Below are 14,181 nucleotides of genomic sequence, written 5' to 3'. Positions count from 1 at the left end.
TGTACCTGCACTAAAGAACAAACTTAACCCCACGCCATCTACTGAGTGAAGTGAGAGAGATGACTGCCACTGCTACCGAACACGTAGCCGCGACGACCGGTGCTACCGGCCGTATTGCACGTGTTATTGGCCCGGTTGTCGACGTCGAATTCCCGGCTGACGCAATCCCCTCGATTTACAACGCACTCACCACCGAGATTACCCTCAACGGTGAGACCAAGACCATCACGTTCGAGGTTGCCCTGCACCTCGGCGACAACGTGATTCGCGCCATCTCCCTGCAGGCAACCGACGGACTGGTCCGCGGTACCGCTGTGGTGGATACCGGTGCCCCCATCTCCGTGCCCGTCGGCGACGTCGTCAAGGGGCACATCTTCAATGTCCTCGGACAGCCGCTTGACGTGACGGAGGCCGAACTCGAGATCACCGAGCGCTGGCCCATTCACCGCAAGGCCCCGGCCTTTGCGACGCTTGAGGGTTCCACGGAGATGATGGAAACCGGCATCAAGGTCATTGACCTTCTCACCCCGTACATCAAGGGTGGAAAGATCGGCCTGTTCGGCGGCGCCGGCGTGGGCAAGACGGTTCTGATCCAGGAAATGATCACCCGTGTGGCCCGTAACTTCGGTGGTACCTCTGTATTCGCCGGTGTTGGCGAGCGTACCCGTGAAGGTAACGACCTCTGGGTCGAAATGGAAGAGGCAGGCGTCCTCAAGGACACCGCCCTTGTATTCGGCCAGATGGATGAGCCGCCGGGAACGCGTCTTCGAGTTGCACTGTCTGCCCTGACCATGGCGGAGTATTTCCGCGATGTGCAGAACCAGGACGTGCTGCTCTTCATCGACAACATCTTCCGCTTCACCCAGGCAGGCTCCGAGGTTTCCACCCTCCTCGGCCGCATGCCGTCGGCCGTGGGCTACCAGCCCAACCTGGCTGACGAGATGGGCCTCCTCCAGGAGCGCATCACGTCCACCAAGGGCCACTCGATCACCTCGATGCAGGCCATCTACGTTCCCGCAGATGACTACACCGACCCGGCCCCGGCCACGACCTTCGCACACCTCGACGCAACCACGGAACTTTCCCGTGAAATTGCTTCCCGTGGTCTGTACCCGGCCGTTGACCCGCTGACGTCGACGTCCCGTATCCTGGACCCGCAGTACATCGGTCAGGACCACTACAACACGGCTGTCCGCGTGAAGCAGATCCTGCAGAAGAACAAGGAACTCCAGGACATCATCGCCATCCTTGGCGTTGACGAACTGTCGGAAGAGGACAAGATCGTTGTGTCGCGTGCACGCCGTATCCAGCAGTTCCTCTCCCAGAACACCTACACCGCCAAGCAGTTCACCGGCGTCGAGGGCTCTACCGTCACCATCAAGGACACGGTTGAAGGCTTCACTGCCATCTGCGACGGCGAGCTTGACCACATTGCAGAGCAGGCGTTCTTCAACGTCGGCGGCCTGGACGATGTTGAGCGCCAGTGGGCCAAGATCCAGGAACAGACCAAGTAATATGGCTGAGCTTGAGGTTGAGATTGTCGCAGCGGACCACTTCGTGTGGTCCGGAGCGGCCAAGATGGTCAAGGCCCGCACCAGTGATGGTGAGATCGGAATCCTGCCCGGCCACTCGCCCCTGCTGGCGATCCTGGCCGAAGGGGAACTGGCCATTGAGCCGGTTTCCGGGAACCGCATTGCCGTGGCTGTTGACGGCGGATTTTTCTCCGTCGACAACAACCGCGTGGTGATTGTTGCTGACAACGCCCAACTGGGTGACGCGGCTACTGCTGGGATCCGCTAGCACGACCCTGATGGACGCGCCCACTTTTACGTTCATCGCCTTGGCAATCGTTTTCGGATTGCTGATTTTCGCACTGTGCCTTTCGGGGGTGCGCCGCTTCAATCTGCGGCGCGCCCTGGGCACGGTGGACGCCTCCATTTGCATCGCTGGAAACAGTTGGCAGATGGGGGTTTGTCGTTACCAGGACAACGACCTTGAGTGGTTCCGGCTGCTTTCCTTGAGCGTGCGCCCCAAACACAAGTTCAAGCGCAGCTCCCTGGAGCTGCTGGGCCGTCGCAAACCCACCGAGGCCGAGGCTGTGAAGGTCCAGCCGGACGTCGTTATTGTCGAGTTGCGATACGAAGGCCAGGATCTGCGGCTGGCCATGAAATTCGATGCCTACACGGGACTGTCCTCCTGGCTGGAAGCCGGGCCGGTCATCGGCGTGGGTACCTGGCGCTAGCCACGTGGATTGGATTGCTGATATCCGGTTGACCGACGGACCGGTGTACTGGGCCGCCTGGGTCCTTGGTGCCGCCGCCGCACTGTCCCTGATCTGGCGCCCGCGCGCCCTTCGCCGCCGCCGCTGGTTCCTCAGTGTTGCCGCCTCAGTGGCTGCCGCAGCCGTCGCAGTGCTCCTGGTCCATTGGGTCCTCATCTATTGGGCCTCAACGTTCCCCGAAGAACTACCGTTCGACGTCCTGGCGTGGGTGTTTCCCGCTGTGGCCGCACTCCTGCTGGTGATGCTCCGGCTTCGCACGGCGTCTTGGTGCCGCCGTGCGCTGGATGTGCTTGCCCTCTTGGCAGTGGTGCTGCTTGCCGCGGTGCAGATCAACGCCTATTTCGGCCTCAACCGGACAGTTGCGGACCTGACGGGAACGGCGCTGAGCCGCATCCCGGCCCTGGAACAGGAGTTAATGCGCCAGCCGAACGGCCCGGCAACATCTCTGGACGGATGGAAACCGGCCACTGAGCTCCCCGCCGATGGCGTTCTCCGCACCGCATCCATTCCAGGAACCGCCTCGGGCCTCCAGGCCCGCGACTCCTACATCTACTTTCCACCGGCCTACTTTGCTTCGAACCGTCCCAGCCTTCCGGTGCTGGTTCTGGTGCCCGGCCAGCCCGGCGGCCCCGCCGACTGGCTGACCGGCGGGTCGCTCAGGGCACGCATGGACACTTTCGCCGCCCGGCACGGGGGAGTGGCGCCGGTTGTTGTGGTGGTTGATCCCAACGGCAGCCAGTCAGCGAACAACCTCTGCATGGACAGCGCCATCGCCAAGGCGGACACGTACCTCTCCGTTGACGTGCCCGCATGGATTTCAGCAATGTTGGACGTGGACGCCGATCACCGGCAATGGGCCATCGGCGGTTTCAGCTTTGGTGCCACGTGTGCAGTTCAGATGGGCACCCGCCACCCGGAGGTGTACACGGGCGTTCTGGCCTTCTCCAGCGAGATTGAGCCAGCCCTGGCCAAGGAACGCCAGAAAACGGTTGACGCAGCTTTCCACGGCGACACCGCCGCGTTTGACGCCCAGGTACCGCTGACCCTGTTGAAGGAGCGCCAGTATCCTGGCAGCGTGGCGTATTTCGCGGCCGGGGCCACCGACCCGGAGTTTGTGCTAAATATGCGGACCCTTGAGGCGGCGTCTTCAGGGGCAGGTTTCACCGTCGGCTCGGACGTCGTGGCTCACACTGGCCACTCATGGGACGTGCTGACTCCCGGCATGGGCAACGGGCTTGAGCTGCTGGCTGCACACGGGGGGTGGGCGAAATGAGGGAAGCAGGCGAATCCCGTGCGCCGGGTTTGCTCTGGTCAACGGTCCTGCTTCCGGCTTGCCGACGGCTGGGGGATTACCTGCGGTCGGTGCCGCTGACGCTCAGCATCCTCGGCATTTTCCTGTTGGTCGGGGCGGTAACCGGCAGCTTCCTCAGCGGACCGCCTGAGGAGCTTCTTTCCGTCGCAGGCGTCAGCGCCCCTGGCCTGAAGGCGGGCAACTGGTGGGCCCTTATGACGTCGCTGTTCTTTGCCACGAACCCGCTGGCCTATCTGGTGGCGTCCCTGATGATCCTGCTGCTGTTGGGCCTGGCCGAGAGGACCCTTGGGCTGCTTCAGACTGCAGCGTTTTTCCTTGGCGGCCAGTTTGCTGCTGTTACGGTCTTTCTGCTCCTGACCCAGTTGGCGAGGTATGCGGGAGACGGCTGGCTGGGGCTGATGGCGGACTACAGCCTGATCGGGCCCTACGCCGCTGTGCTGGCAGCGTCCCTGGCCGCGAGCGGCAGGATTCCTGTCCTGTGGCGGCGCCGGCTGCGGACGGCGCTGCTCTCGGTGTCGCTCCTGCTGGTTCTGTATGTGGGGCATGCCGAGACCGTCATCGGCCTGGTAGGGGCCGTGGTGGGTCTCGCCGCCAGCTGGTGGAACCAGGGCGACCACGGCCAGCTTCACCCGCCGCGTTCGAGCGGCAGGGAAACCAGGAACCTCCTCGCCCTCACGGTGGCCGTGTTCGCTGTGGGACCTATCCTGACCGCCGTTGCCCGGACGCCCACCGGCCCCCTGGCGCTGCTCCGGGACGTGGTGCTGAACCCCATGCCCACACTCGGCCAGCTCGAAGCCAACTGTGGAGCAACAGTGGAGGCATCCTGCCTCGAGATGGGGCGGACGGGCTTTGCCGGCCCCTTCGGCCTCGCGCTGGCTGTGGTACCGGTGGTTCTGCTCCTCATTTGTGCTGACGGAATGCGCCGGGGCCGCCGCATGGCCCTGCACATCACGTTGGCGCTCCAAGTAGCGGTCACGGCGATGGCGGCCGTCTACCTGGCATTGTTTGCGCTGATCCCGCTCTATCCCGCGCGTCCTCATACTGCCGCCATGGGTTCGGGTTTTGTTCACATCCTGCCTTTGGTGATCGTCCCACTGCTGCTGGCAATCCTGCTCTGGGCCAACCGCCTGCAGTTTCGCGTCGAGACAATCCCGGCCGCCCGCCGTCGGCTCCTAGGGGTGGTGGGCGGCGTCTGGCTCCTGCTGGCCGGGAGCTATGCAGTGGCCTGGTTTGCCGCGGGGGGAATGACGCGCGACGGCGGCCTGCTGGGCTTGCTTGCTGAACTTTCCAGGCAGTATCTGCCGGTTCCACTGCCGAATCTCTACCACCGGGTTTTTGCTGATCGGGACGGCCTCGAGGCCCTGATTTTTGCCTACTCCGGACCGGTCTTCTGGCTTGTTGCGTTGGCCGGAGTCTGGTCCGTGCTCCTAGGACGGCACCATGGCAGTGATTCGGGCCACGATGACAGGGCGGCAGCGCGGACGCTGTTGCACGAGGGCGGCGAGTCGCTGTCGTGGATGGCTCTCTGGGAACCCAACCGGTACTGGTTTAGCCCGGACGGATGCGGTGCGGTGGCCTACCAGCTGCACGGCAGTGTTGCCCTGACGCTGGCGGGCCCCTTCGGCGCGGCGGATGCCCGCCAGCAGACCGCAGAAGGGTTTCTCTCGTATTGCGGCAACCGGGCGCTCAGCCCGGCGTTCTACTCGTGCGATGACACGCTGTGGCCACTCCTGCAGGACCGGGGGTTCCAGCGAGTGTCCGTGGCGCAGGAGACCAGGCTGTCCGTCCGGCACCTCGAATTTTCCGGCAAAGAATGGCAGAACGTCAGGACTGCGCGCAACCGCGCCGCCAAGATGGGCGTCAAAGCCGTTTGGGGTACCTACCACGGGCTTCCCTCCGCCCTCCGTGCCCGGCTCAGCGAAGTGTCGGAGGAATGGGCGGCGGGCAAATCAGTTCCGGAAATGGGATTCACGCTCGGCGGCATGGATGAGCTGATGGACGACGAAGTGCTCTGCTGCCTCGCCGTGGACGGCGAGGGCCACGTGCACGGCGTAACGAGCTGGTTGCCCGTTTACGACGGCGGGACGCTGGTCAGCCGCACGCTGGACGTCATGCGCCGGGGTGCCGACGGGTTTCCCGGGGTGATGGAGTTCCTGATCGCTTCGGCAGTCCTGGAGTTGCGCGAATCCGTGGAGGTGATCTCGCTCTCCGGGTCACCGCTCGCCAGCCGGCCCGGCGACGAAACACCGGGGGAGCCGGTGCAGGCAGAGAACCTCGTCCGGATCCTCGATGTTGTGGGCCACGCCCTCGAACCGGTCTACGGGTTCCGGTCCCTGGCCGCTTTCAAATCACGCTTCAAACCTGAATACCGGGCGCTTTACTTGTATTATCAGGATCCTTTGCAGCTGCCGGCGATCGGACGGGCGCTCACCCGGGCCTATTTGCCCGGCCTTTCGCTGCAGCAGGGGGCACGGCTGATTCGGGGCCTGGTGGGCCAGGGAAGCTGATCCCCGCAGCGGCCCGAACGATTTGCGACTGGACAGTCACAGTGGATAAAAGAGCGCCGGTGGACAAAGAAAAGATCCCCGGCGCGGGTGCCGGGGAGCTTCTCTTCGGTGGAGGCCGCGCAGATGGTGGCCGCTGGGCGGGGGACTAGACCAGCGTTACGCCGGTAGCCTGGGGGCCCTTGGCACCCTGACCGATTTCGAACTGAACGCGCTGGTTCTCGTCGAGGGTCTTGAAGCCACCGGTCTGGATTTCCGAGTAGTGAACGAAGACATCGCCATCGGAGTCATCCGGGGTGATGAAGCCGAAGCCCTTTTCAGCGTTGAACCACTTGACGGTTCCCTGTGCCATTTATTTCTCCTCATTATGGGACTTGTCTAAGTCCGGCACACCTCGTGCAGGACTCGGTCACTCCGCGAGAAGAATCCTTCAATGCCGTTCCTGGGAACATGCGCTGCAGGAGCTTCGCGCTCGCAACATGTCTTGCGAGCATGAAAAACACCTACACAAAGACTGGTCTAAGAATTTCACGCCGATTCCGTCAGGTCAACGCTTCTGAACGGTCAATACCGCAAATTTAGCCGATAAAACGGATGAATCCCCTTGTCAGGGCCGAATGCCGGCGCCGGTGCGGACACCCGGCTCCAGAAAAGCGGTTTGCGGGCCTCAGAAAAGCCGGGAATCGCTGTCGTCCACACCGCGCATTGCATCGTAGTCCAGCGTGATGCAGTCGATGCCGCGGTCGTTTGCCAACACCTTGGCCTGCGGCTTGATTTGCTGGGCAGCGAAGATGCCACGAACCGGGGCCAGCAGCGGGTCCCGGTTCAGGAGTTCAAGGTAGCGGGTGAGCTGTTCCACGCCGTCGATGTCGCCGCGCCGCTTCAGCTCAATGGCCACGGTGGCCCCGCTGGCGTCGCGGGCCAGGATGTCCACGGGGCCGATGGCCGTGAAGTATTCGCGCCGGATGAGTGAAAAGCCTGAGCCGAGGGTCTCAATCTGATCGGCGAGCAGGCGCTGGAGGTCAGCTTCGACGCCGTCCTTGATCAGACCGGGATCCAGCCCAAGGTCGTGGGAGGACTCGTGCAACTGCTCGTGGATATTGATGATCAGGCGGTCATCGGTCTTGGCCGACTGGACGGTCCACTGTTCCGTGACGCCAAGCTCAAGGTCAATGTCCTCCGGCGAGGACACCCGCAGGGTGGCGGGCGGGCTCATCCAGTTCAGTGGCTTATACGAGCCGCCGTCGGAATGAACCAGCACCGAGCCGTCGGCCTTGACCAGCAGGAGCCTGGTGGCTAGGGGGAGATGGGCTTTGAGCCGGCCAACGTAATCAACTGAACATCGGGCTATGACAAGTCGCACGCCGTACACACTACCGGGGCTGGGGCAGAATAGAGGCATGCCCCGTTCCAACCGCCCCCGCCGACCTGCCTCCGGAAGGCCGGGCATAGCTGCCGGAAAGCCGGCCGGCAAGAAGGGCAACAGCGACGTTCCTGAGCTGGATTTGGAGCGGGCGCGGGCTGGAATCGCCCGGCGGGAAAGCGCGCCCGACGGCGAGTGGATGGTCAGGACGATGACCGCCAGAAACGCGGAAAAGACGTACGTTTGCCCTGGATGCTCCACCGCTGTTGTCCCCGGCATCGCCCACCTGGTGGTGTGGAAAGATGATCATATTTTCGGTGCCGCGGCAGGGCTGGCCGAGCGCCGGCACTGGCACACAAACTGTTGGCTGTCCCGGACCTACCGTTACCGCTGACTTTGAATAGCCCGGGCGAACGGCGCCCCGTAAAGCCGCGCTACGATCCGGGGCACCGCGACTGGGGGACTCCGGAAGTCGCTAAGCTGGCAGGCATGACTTTTGATCCGGCGTCGTATGAATTCAGCCAGCCATCAGGGCCCGTACCCATCCGCGCGTCAACGGTGCTGCCGGCCCGGCGGGAGAACATCGAGCTACGCACCGAGGATGGCCACATTCTGGTCGGGGAACTGGCGCTGCCCGAGTCCGGCCCGATCACTGCGACGCTGATCACCCTGCATCCGCTTCCAACGCACGGCGGTTTTATGGACTCGCACGTGTACCGCAAGGCGTCGTACCGGCTTCCTGCCCTCGCCGGCGTCGCCGTGCTTCGGTTCAACACGCGCGGGACCGGTTCGCCGCGGGGAACCAGCGCGGGTTCCTTCGAAGAGGGGATCGGCGAGCGGCAGGACGTAGAGGCGGCGGTGCGTTTCGCAGTCGAACGCCAACTGCCCAACCGGTGGCTGGTGGGCTGGTCCTTCGGTACCGAACTGGCGTTGATGTACGGTGCCGTTGAGCCGGTTGCCAGCCAAATTGAAGGTGCCGTGCTGCTGTCGCCGCCGCTGCACCGTGCCACCGACGCCCACCTGCGCCTCTGGGCAGACTCCGCGAAGCCGCTCACAGTGCTCGTTCCGGAGCATGACGACTACCTGCAGCCCGAGGCCGCCGCTGAACGCTTCAGACTGGTGCCGCTGGCCAGAGTGGTGGGGGTGGATGGCGCCAAGCACCTTTGGGTAGGGGAGAAGTACGCTTCCCGCGTGCTCAATGAAATCGTTGATGATGTGACGGAAGCAGGTTCCGGTCCCGAGGGCCTGCCGCAGGTGTGGAACGGCCCATTGGCTACCTCAGCTGCCTAGCACGCCCGCAAGGGTTTCTGTCTGTCAGTGTTTGTCCTGGCGGACGATGTAGATCTCCTTGATCAGGAGCAGGATGGCGGCCGCCGTCGGGATGGCGATGAGTGCGCCCAGGACCCCCAAAAGGCTGCCGCCGGCAATCACGGAGATGACGGCAACGGCACCAGGTACGGCCACGGCTTTCTGCATGATGCGGGGCGAGATGAAGTAGGCCTCGAACTGGAGGTAGGCGAAGTAGCAGATGCCGTAGACGGCGGCCGTCTGCCACCCGACCGTCACGGCGATCAGCACAACGACGACGCCGGCGATCATGCCCCCCACCAGGGGGATAAAGGCCAGCAGGGCCACTACGAAGGCCAGCAAGAGGGCGAACGGAACACCCACGATGGACATCACGATGAACGCAAACGTGGCATTGAGCAATGCCACGCAGGCCTGCCCGATCACGTAGTTGCCTACGGAGCGGGTGATTTCTTCGGAAAGGGCTTCCACCCGGGCCCGGCGTGACCGTGGGGCAAGCCGGTAGCCCCACTTCTTCATGGCCGGAAGGGCTGCCAGGAAATACAGGCTCAGGACCAGGACGATCAACGTGCCGAAGAGGCCGTTGGCCAGGGTGGAACCGAAGCCCACCACGCCGCCGAAGATCCCGCCCATCGCATCGGGGTTTTTGACGAACTTGTCGAGTTCCTCGTTGATGCGGTCTCGCACACCGAACTGGTCGTCCACGGTGCGGAAAAATTCAGAGTCGATGAAGTCCCGTACCCAGGTGGGTGCCTGCACCACGATTTGGGTGACCTGTTCCACGATGGTGGGGATGAGGGTGGCGAAGAACCCGCCCACGGCCATCACCAGGACCAGTACGGCCAGTAGAATGCCGGCCGGGCGGGGAATCCGGCGGTTCTCCAGCCAGCCGACCACAGGTTCCAGGCCGAGGGCAATGAACAGGGCAGCCACGATCCACAGCAGCAGCTGCGTGGTGTTGGAGCCAATCCAGTAGACCAGCAGGGCAAGGCCGACGCCGACGGTTCCCATGAAGCCCATATAGAGGGGATGTTGCATCGACATCTGGGGACCCGGAGGGCCGAACTGCTCGGGCGTCCCGGCGGACTCGTCGACGTCGGTGGCGGCAGATTCTTCCGTGTCGTTGTATTCCGGCGGGAACTCAAACCGGCGCCTGGGCTGGGCGCCCGGCAGCGGCTGGCGCAGGCGCCGCGCCAGCTGCCCAAAGGCCACAGCGGCGGGCCCTCGTCGCTTCGCGGTGGCAGGGACGTCCGGCGAGGATTCCAATGCGTCAGCGGCCGGTTGATTTTCGTGTCCCGTGGAGGACTCTTCCGTCTTGTCAGTCACTGGTTAATGGGGCCTGTTCCGTGCGTGGCGCCGCGTATGCGGGCCGGTGTGATGATCATCGCAAACACTATCAGCAGCCTTGTCAACAGGAGCGAGGGCGCCCGCCGGGCCGCCCGGGCTGGCCTGTTTCCGGACTCCTCCGGCGCCCAAACGGGGGTTCTGGTAACAAAACGGTTACTATTGAAAGTAAACCCCCGCGAATGATAGGTGTTTCCTTTGCGCTTCAAGACTGCAGTTGCACTCGTGCTGCTCGGCCTCCTGACACTTCTGGCCGGAATCGGCCAAAAGACAATCTGGGCTCCCTCCGATACCTTCACGGCTTCCGTCCCGGCAGATGCCGCGGAGGCTCCACTGGCCGTCATCGACCAGAACCTGCGCACCGCGCAGGGCGGAACGGTGAAGATCAAAATCGAGGGCGACGGCAACTTCCTGCTCGCCGTCGGCCGGCCTGACGACGTGGATGCCTGGGTGGGCCCGACGGCCCACAACACCATCACGGGGGTTTCCGAGGACAACAAATCCCTGCAGGTTGAGCACACCGATGGCGACGCAACAGCGCCAAATCCGTCCAGATCCGATCTCTGGGTTTCCACTGAGAACTCGAGCGGTGAGCTGGAGTACTCGTGGACGCCGCCGGCCGACGGCGAATGGTCACTGCTGCTGGCGTCCGATGGCACCAAGCCCGCACCCTCGTCGATCTCAATGACGTTCCCGAACGACACCTCCACCCCGTGGGCCGTCCCGCTCATGGTGATTGGCGGCCTGCTGATCCTGGCCGGCGTCGCCCTGCTGGTCATGTCCGCCCGCAAGCGCGACGGTGACGGTGACGGCAAGGGCAGCCTGTTCGCCCGGCGTGCCCAGGCCAAGGCTGAGGCAAAGTCCTCCGCACGGCTCGGCATGGTTTCCGGCGGCATGGTCACCGCCGCAGTGACCGCCCTTGTTGTGGCCGGAACGGGTGTTGCTGCGAACGCGGCCACCACACCCGCCCCGGCGCCCGCCACCGGATCTGCGGCACCGGAGGCCGCCCAGACGGCCGCGCCGGTCCTTCTGGACGCCCAGTTCCGCAGAATCCTGGAGCAGGTCTCCAGCGCCACCGACGCCGGCGACGCCGCGAAGGACGCAGCCAAGCTTGCAGAGCGGGTCGCCGGGACGGAGCTTGAGGTCCGTACCCAGAACTACAAGATCCGTTCCCAGGTGGGCACCTATGAAGCCCGGATGCCCGTCCGTTCCACAAAGCTCCTCACCACGGTGGTCACCAGCGACCGGACCTGGCCCCGTTCGGTTCTCGCAGTTACGCAGGGTGACGGCAACGTCGTCCCGCAGCTGCTCACCCTCGTCCAGCCCTCCCCGCGGGAGAACTACAAGCTGACCGAGACCACCCCGCTGCAGCCGGGAACCACCTTCCCCGCCATCGTCCGAAACGGCACCGACACGCTCGCCGCCAACGACAAATCGGGTCTGCTGTACAGCGGTGAAGAGGCCTTGGCCGGGCTGGCCGACCGCCTGACCAATTCAGAGTCGAGCTTCAAGGACAAACTGGTGGAGGGCGCATCCTCGCCGTACATCGCCGACACGCTCTCGTACCAGGCCGAGGTGGTCAAGTCGGGCGAAAACGGGAACTTCTCCTTCACCCACAAGGTAGTGCCGGAAAGCACCGTGGTGTTCAGGACGGCTGACGGCGGGGCGCTGGTGCTGGGCCGGATCAACTTCGGCTTTGATGGCACGCCCAAAGCCTCCGGTGACAAGTTGACCATCGGCGACGACGCCGCGGCGCTCGCCGGCGGCAAGGAGACCACCACCGGCATGGTGCTGAACTTTGCAGAATCAATGGCGGTCTACGTCCCGCCGGCAGGTTCGACGGATCCCATCAAGCTGGTGGCCGCAACGCGAGGGCTGGTAGGCGCCAGCTTCAAATAGGCACGCAGGGTCCAGTCCCTGAAGCAGTACCCCCGGCAGCGGCCGGAGTGGCTAGAGTGGAAAGCATGAGTTCGCCAGCTTCCCGCCCAGTCCCTCCAGCCGCTGCCAGCCTGCTTAACCTGCGTGGCGCCGTCGACCTTTCAGCCCTGAAACAGCGCCAGGCACCTGCTGCGGCTGCCGGCAATCCGCCGGTTTCAGGGGACACAGGTGCAAGCCCGGAGGCAGGTTCCGCAGCGCCCGACGACGGCGCGGCGCCGTTGCGGGTCACTGTCACCGAGGGCAATTTCCAGGAACTCGTGGAGCTTTCCGCCCAGGTGCCGGTGGTCTTCGCGCTGTGGGCGGCGTACTCGCCGGAATCCGCCGCGATGCTCGATGCGCTGGAGCGGGTCATCAACAGCTACGGTGGCCGCCTCGTATTGGGGGCGGCGGACATCGAAGCCTTCCCGCAGCTTGCACAGGCCTTCCAGGTCCAGGCCGTGCCCACCGCCGTCGCCGTGCTCAAGGGCCAGCCCGTACCGCTCTTCCAGGGTGGCGCCGATGAAGCCCAGATCCGGCCACTCCTGGATGAACTGCTCAAAGTGGCGGCCGCCAACGGTGTCACGGGCAGCCTCGGCGGGGGCGGTACGCCGCCGGAAACCGAACCCGCGCCCCTTCCGCCGCTGCACCAGGCCGCCTTCGACGCCATTGAGGCAGGCGACTACGAGGCAGCAGCCGTAGCCTACCGCCAGGCCCTGCTGGAAATGCCCGCCGACGCCGAGGCCAAGGCAGGCCTCGCTCAGGTGGAGTTGATGGCCCGGCTCCAGTTGCTCTCCGCCGAGGACTCGGAAGCGTTGCGTACCGTCGGCGCCAACGAGCCTGACAACCTGGCTGCCCAGCTGGGCGTGGCGGACCTTGATGTGTCCGGCGGCCACGTGGAGGACGCGCTGAACCGCGTGGTCAGCTTCATCGGCCGGAACTTCGGCCCGGAACGGGAGACCGCCCGGGTACGACTCCTGGAACTCTTTGACGTGGTGGGTACCTCCGACCCCCGGGTTGCCAAGGCACGCCAAGGACTCGCCAGGGTGCTTTTCTAGTGCCGGCCCTGTTCCAGCCGCTCAGGCTCCGTTCCCTGGAGCTCACGCACCGCGGCTGGGTCTCCCCGATGTGCCAGTACAGCTGCGGGCCCGACGGCGCCCCGGGGGTTCCGAACGACTGGCACCTGATGCATCTGGGCTCCTTCGCCGCGGGCGGCGCCGCGTTGATCCTCACCGAAGCGGCAGCCGTGAATGCAGCCGGCAGGATCAGCCCCCGGGACGCCGGGCTGTACAACGACGAGCAGGCCGAGGCCTGGCAGCGGATCACGTCGTTCGTGCACCGGCATGGCGCGGCGGAAGCGAAGATCGGTGCCCAGCTTGCCCATGCAGGCCGGAAAGCGTCCACCTACTGGCCGTTCGCCGGGCAGCGGGGGAGCGTGCCGGAATCCGACGGCGGCTGGCCCACAGTGGGTCCGTCAGGGCTCGCTTTCGACGGCTATGCCGAACCCGCCGCAATGACCGAGGCGCAGATCCAGGACGTTATTGCCGATTTCGCGGCGGCCGCCGTGCGGGCGGTTGACGCCGGCTTCGATACTGTGGAAATCCATGGTGCGCACGGCTACCTCCTGCACCAGTTCCAAAGCCCGCTGATCAATACCCGGACGGATTCCTGGGGCAGGAACGAGGCTGGCCGCAACAGGCTGGTGCTCGCCGTCGTTGACGCCGTGCGCAGCATCATCCCTGAATCCATGCCCCTGCTGCTGCGGATTTCAGCCACGGACTGGGCGCCGGGCGGCGTCGATGCCCAGGCTTCGGTCCGGCTGGCCGCGCAGGCGGCGGAGCGCGGGGTGGACCTCATCGATGTCTCCAGCGGAGGGGCAGTTGCCCACCAGGACATCGATCCGGGTCCGGGTTATCAAACGGAGTTCTCCGCGCGCATCCGCCGGGAGGCCGGCGTCCCCACGGGCACCGTGGGCCTGCTGACCTCCGCGGGCCAGGCGGAGCATGCCGTGGCCACAGGGCAGGCTGACGGCGTGTTTATTGCCCGGGCCGCGCTCCGGGACCCGCACTGGTGGCTCCGGGCGGCTTTTGAACTTGGGCATGACCTCCCCTGGGCGCCACAGTACGAACGGGCCCTGCCGCGGCATTCGTTCTAG

General features: G+C 64.8%; 13 protein-coding genes. 10 read left to right on the top strand and 3 right to left on the bottom strand.

All coding sequences use genetic code 11. The features are described from left to right. Positions 1-59: 59 nt before the first annotated feature. From atpD to ACQCS0_RS13720, 5 genes are read left to right on the top strand one after another with little or no spacing between them, the layout of a single operon-like run. Complete coding sequence (gene atpD / locus ACQCS0_RS13740; RefSeq protein ID WP_185260919.1) at positions 60-1,514, top strand: F0F1 ATP synthase subunit beta; 1,455 nt, start codon at positions 60-62, stop codon at positions 1,512-1,514. 1 nt (position 1,515) lies between these two features. Continuing rightward, positions 1,516-1,800 (top strand): F0F1 ATP synthase subunit epsilon, encoded by a 285-nt coding sequence (locus ACQCS0_RS13735; protein ID WP_056349400.1) that lies wholly within the window; start codon positions 1,516-1,518, stop codon positions 1,798-1,800. Between the two features lie 10 nt (positions 1,801-1,810). Next, positions 1,811-2,242 (top strand): DUF2550 domain-containing protein, encoded by a 432-nt coding sequence (locus tag ACQCS0_RS13730; protein ID WP_185260918.1) that lies wholly within the window; start codon positions 1,811-1,813, stop codon positions 2,240-2,242. A gap of 4 nt (positions 2,243-2,246) precedes the next feature. After that, positions 2,247-3,554 carry an alpha/beta hydrolase-fold protein gene (locus tag ACQCS0_RS13725; protein ID WP_354153626.1) on the top strand — a complete coding sequence of 436 codons (1,308 nt, stop codon included), beginning with the start codon at positions 2,247-2,249 and terminating at the stop codon, positions 3,552-3,554. Next, the gene (locus tag ACQCS0_RS13720; RefSeq protein WP_354153627.1) at positions 3,551-6,100 is read left to right on the top strand and encodes a DUF2156 domain-containing protein; all 2,550 of its coding nucleotides are present in this window, start codon (positions 3,551-3,553) and stop codon (positions 6,098-6,100) included. Before ACQCS0_RS13725 ends, ACQCS0_RS13720 begins: the two co-directional genes overlap by 4 nt. 145 nt (positions 6,101-6,245) lie before the next feature. On the opposite strand, the gene ACQCS0_RS13715 is transcribed toward ACQCS0_RS13720, so the two are convergent. After that, a complete protein-coding gene (locus tag ACQCS0_RS13715) occupies positions 6,246-6,449 on the bottom strand; it encodes a cold-shock protein (protein WP_011692441.1) in 204 nt (67 codons plus the stop codon). Positions 6,450-6,764: 315 nt separating this feature from the next. After that, a complete protein-coding gene (gene nucS / locus ACQCS0_RS13710) occupies positions 6,765-7,460 on the bottom strand; it encodes an endonuclease NucS (RefSeq protein WP_282328956.1) in 696 nt (231 codons plus the stop codon). A gap of 37 nt (positions 7,461-7,497) precedes the next feature. Between nucS and ACQCS0_RS13705 the strand changes: the two genes are divergently transcribed. Together ACQCS0_RS13705 and ACQCS0_RS13700 are read left to right on the top strand one after the other, a co-directional pair. After that, a complete protein-coding gene (locus ACQCS0_RS13705) occupies positions 7,498-7,854 on the top strand; it encodes an ATP/GTP-binding protein (RefSeq protein WP_354153628.1) in 357 nt (118 codons plus the stop codon). Positions 7,855-7,949: 95 nt separating this feature from the next. After that, on the top strand, positions 7,950-8,750 hold the full coding sequence (locus ACQCS0_RS13700; RefSeq protein WP_354153629.1) for an alpha/beta fold hydrolase: 801 nt from the start codon (positions 7,950-7,952) through the stop codon (positions 8,748-8,750). Positions 8,751-8,774: 24 nt separating this feature from the next. On the opposite strand, the gene ACQCS0_RS13695 is transcribed toward ACQCS0_RS13700, so the two are convergent. Next, complete coding sequence (locus ACQCS0_RS13695) at positions 8,775-10,094, bottom strand: AI-2E family transporter (protein ID WP_354153630.1); 1,320 nt, start codon at positions 10,092-10,094, stop codon at positions 8,775-8,777. A gap of 216 nt (positions 10,095-10,310) precedes the next feature. On the opposite strand from ACQCS0_RS13695, the gene ACQCS0_RS13690 reads away from it, so the two are divergent. The 3 genes from ACQCS0_RS13690 (at position 10,311) to ACQCS0_RS13680 (ending at position 14,181) form a co-directional block, all read left to right on the top strand. After that, on the top strand, positions 10,311-12,011 hold the full coding sequence (locus ACQCS0_RS13690) for a hypothetical protein (RefSeq protein WP_354153631.1): 1,701 nt from the start codon (positions 10,311-10,313) through the stop codon (positions 12,009-12,011). Positions 12,012-12,076: 65 nt separating this feature from the next. Then, positions 12,077-13,084 (top strand): tetratricopeptide repeat protein, encoded by a 1,008-nt coding sequence (locus tag ACQCS0_RS13685; protein WP_354153632.1) that lies wholly within the window; start codon positions 12,077-12,079, stop codon positions 13,082-13,084. Beyond that, positions 13,084-14,181: an NADH:flavin oxidoreductase/NADH oxidase gene (locus ACQCS0_RS13680; RefSeq protein ID WP_354153633.1), complete on the top strand. Its 1,098-nt coding sequence runs from the start codon at positions 13,084-13,086 to the stop codon at positions 14,179-14,181. Before ACQCS0_RS13685 ends, ACQCS0_RS13680 begins: the two co-directional genes overlap by 1 nt.

The organism is Pseudarthrobacter sp. S6 (assembly GCF_050156575.1).
GTDB lineage: Bacteria > Actinomycetota > Actinomycetes > Actinomycetales > Micrococcaceae > Arthrobacter.
This window is presented reverse-complemented; position numbering and strand designations above follow the sequence as displayed.